9 protein-coding genes and 1 pseudogene are annotated in these 7,686 nt (G+C 37.2%); 4 read left to right on the forward strand and 6 right to left on the reverse strand.

Annotated elements, in window-relative coordinates; all coding sequences use genetic code 11:
* Positions 1-158 precede the first annotated feature (158 nt).
* From NE536_RS09675 to NE536_RS09685, 3 genes and pseudogenes are all read right to left on the reverse strand, one after another.
* Positions 159-1,413: pseudogene (locus tag NE536_RS09675) on the reverse strand (Y-family DNA polymerase).
* A complete protein-coding gene (locus tag NE536_RS09680; protein ID WP_107404054.1) occupies positions 1,413-1,820 on the reverse strand; it encodes a LexA family protein in 408 nt (135 codons plus the stop codon). Before NE536_RS09680 ends, NE536_RS09675 begins: the two are co-directional and overlap by 1 nt.
* 60 nt (positions 1,821-1,880) lie before the next feature.
* Complete coding sequence (locus tag NE536_RS09685; RefSeq protein ID WP_006087124.1) at positions 1,881-2,111, reverse strand: hypothetical protein; 231 nt, start codon at positions 2,109-2,111, stop codon at positions 1,881-1,883.
* 313 nt (positions 2,112-2,424) lie between these two features.
* Between NE536_RS09685 and NE536_RS09690 the strand changes: the two genes are divergently transcribed.
* Genes NE536_RS09690 through hxsC form a run of 4 tightly spaced genes read left to right on the forward strand, consistent with a single transcriptional unit; the run spans position 2,425 to position 5,725 of the window.
* Positions 2,425-2,706 (forward strand): hypothetical protein, encoded by a 282-nt coding sequence (locus NE536_RS09690; RefSeq protein ID WP_261272564.1) that lies wholly within the window; start codon positions 2,425-2,427, stop codon positions 2,704-2,706.
* Between the two features lie 46 nt (positions 2,707-2,752).
* Positions 2,753-3,073, forward strand: coding sequence for a hypothetical protein (locus NE536_RS09695; protein WP_261272565.1), 321 nt, complete (start codon positions 2,753-2,755; stop codon positions 3,071-3,073).
* Positions 3,074-3,083: 10 nt separating this feature from the next.
* Entirely contained in the window at positions 3,084-4,547 is a 1,464-nt protein-coding gene (gene hxsB / locus NE536_RS09700) for a His-Xaa-Ser system radical SAM maturase HxsB (protein ID WP_261272566.1), read from the forward strand.
* A complete protein-coding gene (hxsC, locus tag NE536_RS09705) occupies positions 4,532-5,725 on the forward strand; it encodes a His-Xaa-Ser system radical SAM maturase HxsC (protein WP_261272567.1) in 1,194 nt (397 codons plus the stop codon). Before hxsB ends, hxsC begins: the two co-directional genes overlap by 16 nt.
* A gap of 103 nt (positions 5,726-5,828) precedes the next feature.
* Here the strand turns inward: hxsC and NE536_RS09710 are convergent, their stop codons facing one another.
* From NE536_RS09710 to NE536_RS09720, 3 genes are all read right to left on the reverse strand, one after another.
* Positions 5,829-6,368 (reverse strand): hypothetical protein, encoded by a 540-nt coding sequence (locus NE536_RS09710; protein WP_261272568.1) that lies wholly within the window; start codon positions 6,366-6,368, stop codon positions 5,829-5,831.
* 231 nt (positions 6,369-6,599) lie between these two features.
* Positions 6,600-7,145 carry a PIN domain-containing protein gene (locus tag NE536_RS09715; RefSeq protein ID WP_261272569.1) on the reverse strand — a complete coding sequence of 182 codons (546 nt, stop codon included), beginning with the start codon at positions 7,143-7,145 and terminating at the stop codon, positions 6,600-6,602.
* Positions 7,146-7,317: 172 nt separating this feature from the next.
* Positions 7,318-7,686, reverse strand: a 369-nt coding sequence (locus NE536_RS09720) for a hypothetical protein (protein ID WP_261272570.1), incomplete at its 5' end; no start/stop codon positions are given.

A 7,686-nucleotide genomic window follows, 5' to 3' on the forward strand; every position in this document is an offset into this window, starting at 1 on the left:
TCATCCTTTCTTGCCAAAATTTACTCCTATAGCGAATCGCAACCATACTATAGCCAGTTTGTAGTATTACTAAAAATTGGTCAATTGTGGTGTGCTAGTGTTTAACTAGATTCACGCTGCTAACTCGTTTTGGGGCATAAACGTGTTAGTCCTTCTATTCAACACTTTATTTCGGGCAAACAATTCCACTTAGTCGTGTATTGCGGTGTGAGTAAATCTCGACGCATGGCCCATTTTTGCTCGATACCTTGGGCGGCAATGAATAAGGTATCTGTACCATAACGTTGATTGATGCCATCAAGAGTCTTCATTAACGCGGGCTTGGCTTTTGAGACATTGAATAAATCTAACTGGCCATGCTGGGTGCTGACCAAATCAATCAGACCTACACCGACTTTGTAATAACGTACGCCTGCACGGAAAAGTTGAGATGCTGCTTGTGTCATGCCTTGAGTAAGTTCAATGCTGCAATCGGTGGCACAAGCAAAGTGCACTAAGGTCTTAAAGCCTGTTGGGCGTTCATCGTAGGGAGAATTGCTGGCAAACAACAACATTGTTTTACAGCTTGAACCTTGCTTGCGCGCTTTCGCTGCGGCAATCGCCACATGTTTACTTAAGGCTTGCAGTAAATCTTCATACTCGGTAATACGCTCGCCCACACTACGAGTTGAGAATATTTGCTTCTTATCCGCCCTCGCCTCGTCCCATACTTTGCACGCTTGCCCATTGAGTTCACGCACAGTGCGTTCTATTTCAATACTAAATTGCTTACGTGCTAAACCTGCAGGGATTTTTGCTAAGTCATAGGCGGTCTTGACGTTCATCAATTCAAGTTTTTTGCTTATCCTGCGCCCAATGCCCCAGATATCATTCACATTCATTGATTGTAAAATTGAAATCCTGTCTTGTTCATTATCGATAACACACACCGTGATAACCAGGTAACTTCTTTGCCGCGTGATTGGCTGCTTTAGCCAGTGTGAGTGTTGAGCCTATGCCGACACAAACCGGCAAACGTGTTTCTTTCCAAACCGCTTTTCGAATCAACTGACCCTGGGTTTGTAAGCACTTAATGGCGGGGTAACAATTTTTAAAGGAGAGAAAGCTTTCATCAATCGAATAGACATGCTGCTCGGGTGCAAATCGGCCAATGATATTCATCATCTTTGAGGATAAATCGGCATAGAGCTCATAGTTACTTGAACAAACAATGACACCTAATTTCGTGCACAGGTCTTTGACCTGAAAGTATGGTGCAAACTTAGGAACCCCCAGTTCTTTCGCTTGCTTGTTTGCCGCTACGATGCAGCCACCATTGTTGCTCAACACAATCATTGGCTTACCACGCCAATCAGGTCTAAATACCTGCTCGGCACTGCAATAGAAACTGTTGGCGTCTACCAAGGCAAACATCAGATGTCAGCTAATAATGGACTTTGCCGATGGCAACGAACAGAACGAATAACAACACCTTCAATGGTAAAGTTATCGTAATCGTGAATAGGCTGAGGTTGATGCTGTTCATTCGAGGACAGCAGCATGCGATGCGTTTTATCGAGGATTTTACATACAAATTCACCGTTGAAATTGGCAACAATCACATCACCATGACGTGCGGTTTCCTGGCGGTCAACAATCAGTAAATCGCCATAAAAAATGCCCACGCCCTGCATTGAGTCACCTTTTGCGATACCAATAAAGGTCGCACTAGGATGCACAACTAACAGCTCATCAAGGCTGAGACCCAACTGACTATATTCAGCGGCAGGGCTTTCAAAGCCAGTAATACCGGCACTGGCATAGATGGGAATAATACGCATAGTCAACACCACTGTTTTTATATACAGTGATTATAGGCGTTGTTATATAACTGGCAAGAATTATTGTGATGTTTCGATGTAACACCATTGGTTCTTTTCTTTATCAAACCCCACGTCAAAATTCACCGCGGTGGTGTCACCCGTCTGGTCTCTCTTTGCAACGATATCTTTTAGTTCAGATAAATCATCAACACAGGTGAGTTCCGACAACTGCACCAGAAACATGATTAAGAAGCTAAAAGCGGTTAAAAGTAATGTTGTGACAAACACCCGCACTGGTCTGAAGAGCATGGTTCTGCTTTCCTTTGCAAATAAACAACCTGTTCAGCTACGTTGAAATGTAGTAACAGCGGGTCAAAAATGCAAAATCAATCAAGAATGTGAAGGTAGCAATGAACTAATGAGCGAACTTATCAAAAAGCGCATAAACAGCGTACCAATTATTGAGTAAGTTAAGTGCTCTGCATCTTCATTTGAAATACATATTACGAGTTTTTACTGAGAATTAGCTTGATTTGTTAATAAACTGTGACCAAGTCAACATAAGTGTAATTTCACTCTGCTAATATATCGTTGGGAAATTAATATCAAGGAGTCCTATTTTATGAAAAAGAAGTTTCTGCTAGGAACGGCAATATTGTTAGCATCACTTGGAAGTGCGAATGCTTCGTCTTCACAGGATACTGACATAAATGAAGAGTTAAGAAGAGTTGATGAAGTATTACAATCTAACAATACTTTCTCTTCAGAATTTATTATATCGGCAAGTACAAACGATGTTAGTAGTGCTTTGCATGCGTCACATGCATCTCATGCGTCACATGCATCTCATGCGTCACATGCATCTCATGCGTCTCATGCGTCTCATGCGTCATCAGCTGCATAGTTAGTATCAAGCGGGCTTTATAGCCCGCTTTTATTAAGGAGAATTTATGAATGGAATTAAAATAAGAGATATTTCAAATACTGAAGTTGTAGTTATTGATACAAACATGTACTCACTTGCTGAAGTTCAAGCATCAGCATACTTATATACAGAATTCGCTAGTTTTAATTTTAAGAGTGAAAAAGATTCGATTGCAGTTGAAATAGTAAGTTTTCCAAATTCAGACTTACGGGCAGATGATATATCACATTTATTTAAAAACCAACTGTTCATGGAGTCATTGAGAACAACTATTTCTAAAAAAACAGAAATTGAAAGAAATTTAATATTGGCTTATGCGTTTTCAAATACACCACTGGTGGGTTAGTATGACTTTGATGAAACGATTTGAGCCAGAATCATATTATAAAAATAGTATTTACTATAATTTACTGCCAATACGATTCACAGAACTAGTTGATGATCTGTTCGTTGTGTCTAATATGGCTGGTGAATATGTGTTAATCAATAGAGGCAACTTAATAAAACTTGTTAATAATTGCAACGCATTGCCATCAAGTATAATCAAAAAACTAGTTTCTAAACATATGATTTATGGTAACAATGATGAGTCAGCGATAAAGCTAACAGCTCTTAAATATAAAACAAAACTATCAAGGCTGAAAGAATTCACTGCACTACACATGGTTGTAACTACTCTTAGATGTGATTATACATGTAACTATTGTCAAGTATCCAGGCAGAACCTGGAGTCTGATGAAAAAAAATTCGACATGACAATCGAAACTGCCAACAAAGTGTTGGAGTATATTTTTAAAAGTCCATCAAAATCTATAAAAATTGAATTTCAAGGTGGAGAGTCACTTCTCAACTTTAGTGTCATAAAGCATATTGTGGAAAATGCTGATGAAATTTCAAGGGTAAATGGTCGATTTATCCAGTATGTTATTGCAACCAATTTATCTCCACTAAATGATGAAATTATAAAGTTTTGTAAAAAATATAGGATCTTTATCAGCACTTCACTAGATGGGCCTCAGGAGTTGCATGATAGAAATAGACCGAAACCTGAGAGAAATGGTTATGAACTGACAATAAATGGAATTAATAGGGTTAAATCAGAAATTGGAGTAGATCATATTTCTGCACTAATGACGACAACTGGGCGTTCTCTCGATTATTCAAAAGAAATAGTTGATGAATATATAAGGAATGATCTTCACGCAATTTTTCTTCGCCCTCTAAGCCCATTCGGTTTCGCTGTTACTAAAGGGCACATAAATAGATATGATACCGAAAAGTGGTTGAGTTTCTTCATAGAATCACTAACTTATATAATTGAAATTAATAAACAAGGTTATTATCTTATTGAACAATACAGCTCACTAGTGTTAACTAAAATGTTAACACCTAGAGATTTGGGTTATGTAGATCTACAATCACCTACTGGTGCGCTAATAAGTGGGATAATTTATAACTATGATGGAGACATATATGCATCGGATGAAGCAAGAATGCAAGCAGAAATGGGACACAAAGAATTTAGATTGGGGAATATAAACTACGATAGCTATGAGGATGTGATCAGCAATGATTTTATGTTGGACTCGATTGAAAAATCTATATCTATTAGCTGCCCCAAATGCTCGACCTGTGCATTTTTACCATATTGTGGCTCTGATCCTGTGTATCATCTAGCGACTCAAAATAATGTTGTTGGCAATAAACAGTTATCAGGTTTCTGCAAAAAGAACATGGGGATATTTAAACACCTTATAAAATTAATTGAGTTCGGGGATGAAGAAACAAAAAGAGTATTGAGAAGTTGGGTGAGGCATTAGAAATGGCAAAAATGATACGGTTAACAGATAACAATGTAAAGGTAATATCCCACAATACTTTAACAGAGACCAAGTTCTTTGTAGTAACTGAAAATATACAATCTCCCAATGCAATTCGTGAGAAAAATGCACTACTTGTCAGAAATGTTACCGATGAAAGCCCTCCTGATGGTTTTGGTGCATATTTATACATTGAAGGTTGTAACTTACCGACAGTCTATCACCAAAATTCATATCTAATATCAGGTGAATTTGAATATTTATCTAATGGGGATGTAATAAGGATTACAAATAAACCGAACTTAAAAGTTGTATTTAGAGTAAATATCTCAACTAACTATCTAACCGTAACAGAGCAATGCAATAGCTTTTGTATAATGTGCTCCCAGCCACCAAAGAAAGAGAATGACTCTCATTTAATTAGAGAGTACATTCGTTCCATTCCACTATTCAGTGCAAGTGCAAAAGAAATTGGAATATCTGGAGGTGAACCCACCTTACTAGGAGATGACTTTGTTGAGTTATTATCATACCTAAACTCATACCTCCCGCGAACATCAATACATGTTTTAACTAATGGGAAAGCATTCGATAATAGAGTATTCGTGGAAAAAATTTCACAGACTAAGCATTTTGATTTAATGTTTGGGATACCACTGTATAGCAGTGTACCATATATACACGATTTTATAGTTCAGGATAAAGGAGCATTTAATAGAACAATAAGTGGAATATTAAACCTTAAGCAATATGGTCATAAAATCGAGTTAAGGTTTGTTATTCAGCAGTCTAATTATGAAGATATAGAGCTATTTTCAGAATTTGTATCCAGAAACCTTCAATTTATCGATCAAGTTGCCTTTATGGGTTTGGAAGCTACGGGATTTGCAAAAAGTAACTTTGATTCATTATGGATTGAACCTGAATTTTATATGGATAAACTTTGCAATGCTGTACATCAACTTTCCAGATCAAAAGTAAAAGTTAAGATATTTAATCATCAATTATGTATGTTACCTAAATCACTATGGCCCTTTTCCGTGAAGAGTATTTCAGACTGGAAGAATTGTTACATTTATACATGCGAGTTATGTGTTGAAAAGTCAGCATGTGGAGGGTTCTTTTCAACATCTGATGGAAAAATACCTAAAGGAATAAAACCATTTACTAAAATTTAGAGTGAAATATTAAGTTGGAAGCTTCATCTTGAATGTAAATAAAATAGATTTTGTAAAACCTGTTCAATACATGGTTAAACTGCACGTTTTATGTGTGCAGTTCCTACTTTATGTGGTGCACAATAAAAGAGCGCCCACACAATGCTTTAGTTGAATTTACCTCGTAAATCCCTTTTATTTCAAAGTTATAATCCCATCGACCAACTTTCATTTCATATTTTTTTGTTTCAATTTCTGAAGGTAATCTACTGATAATACCTTCCTTTACAAGATGAATGCAAAAGCCTTCATTCGCTTCCTTAGCTTCAACTATTCTTTCCACTTTAGCTATGTCAGCGAGCATATCGGTTCGTTCCTCCAAACTTGAACCTTTGAAATACTTCAACTCAACTACTATAGTTTGACTAGCATATGAAAGATGCAAATCAACTCGACTTTTACGATTCTTGGTGATGCTTCCTCGACGAGCATATGACTGATAGTCACTTTTCAGTCTATGTTCAAAACGAATAATTGCATCTGGGAATTGTTTGTATAACTCTCCAAATAGTACAGACTGAAAATCGATCTCATTTTCAACTGGATAATTGTTATAGATTCTATCCAGTGATTTTTCTAATGCATGTAGTATTCCGCTTTTCATGATAAAGTACCTTAAAAATATTAATCCCTAAGGATATGATTGTTATGGAAAAGCTGTTTTATAGCTAGAGTTGAAACTGATAACAAATTATTAAGTTTTTGTCTAGGGAAACGAGTTTTATCTTATTTGTCACTTCTGTATTAATCCAATCATGATTCTGTCGTTTGCAAAGCACCTAGCTCATAGTCAGATCTTTACTGCCAGAACCGAAAATAGCAAATAGAGTAACAGCTAGTATTTGTACTCCACTGTATCACCAGAAATCTTAACGAGTTCTTCTTTAACCAGTTGGTTGAAATAATTTTGTATCGCTACATCGTTTCCCTTAACCCCCATATGAGCCGCAATATGGTTACGAAGACTTACGACCTTTTTAGGTCGCTTTTCTTTAGGCTTCGACGTTAATGAGCTAATCAATTTACTTTTTGTACTTGGTGCGGTTGCAACTTTGACCTGTTTGCAAATTCTGCCATTTGTTTTGATATGTGAAATTAGCGGTGAAAAACCTTGATCATTACTGATGATTTCAAATGATACGTTTGAAGAAGCTTCGCTATCAAACTTACCGAGGTAATATGATAGATGGAAGTCTAGGTTATTGGACTGAGTTGCCTTAAGTTGAACTAAAACAAGCTCGATAGGAGAATCGTATTTAGTGTCGCCAAGGTCAATTTTTGGCTGTTTCGCACCAAGGAATAGAACCACTTTGCTGTAAATAGCGAGGTCTACTTTACTAAGACATCCAATGTTCTCATAGTCTATAAATGCCCACTTCAATGTGTGTTCTCCTTAGTATTCGTAAAATTAACGCTGTGCTTGTTTAAGCCAATAGCGCTAATTCCTTCCCTCATAAGCAAAATCGGATTGATATGTAAAACTAGCATCCGGTTGTTGTTCAGTATCCGATGTTTTGTGCGGTTCTGCTAGATACCGACATTTCAACAGCTTCTTACTTCACTTTATTATTAATAAATTCTATGGAGTTGAAAAATTGATCTGACATAAGTGTAATACCATCAGGTACATTCTGTAGATCAGAACGATACGAAACCTCAAGCTGGATCACGACGCTTTTGTTGCCAGGATGCCTACAGATATAGCCCATAGTGCTGAAATATTGAAATGGTTGGCTGCTCTTACTTTTGCTTGCGTGATCTTCTGCAATGGTGTCGTACTTAATACAGGCGCTTCCGTTTAAGGTTGCTCGGTTGTTTTTCACACCTAGGTCGACGAATCTCGTTTTATCATCGTTTCTCTCACGCTCTGTAATCACATAATCAAAGAATGAGCCATCTTCTTCATGCCCGTCGACACCAAA

Origin of the sequence: Shewanella septentrionalis, from assembly GCF_025370265.1 — a bacterium.
GTDB lineage: Bacteria > Pseudomonadota > Gammaproteobacteria > Enterobacterales > Shewanellaceae > Shewanella > Shewanella hafniensis.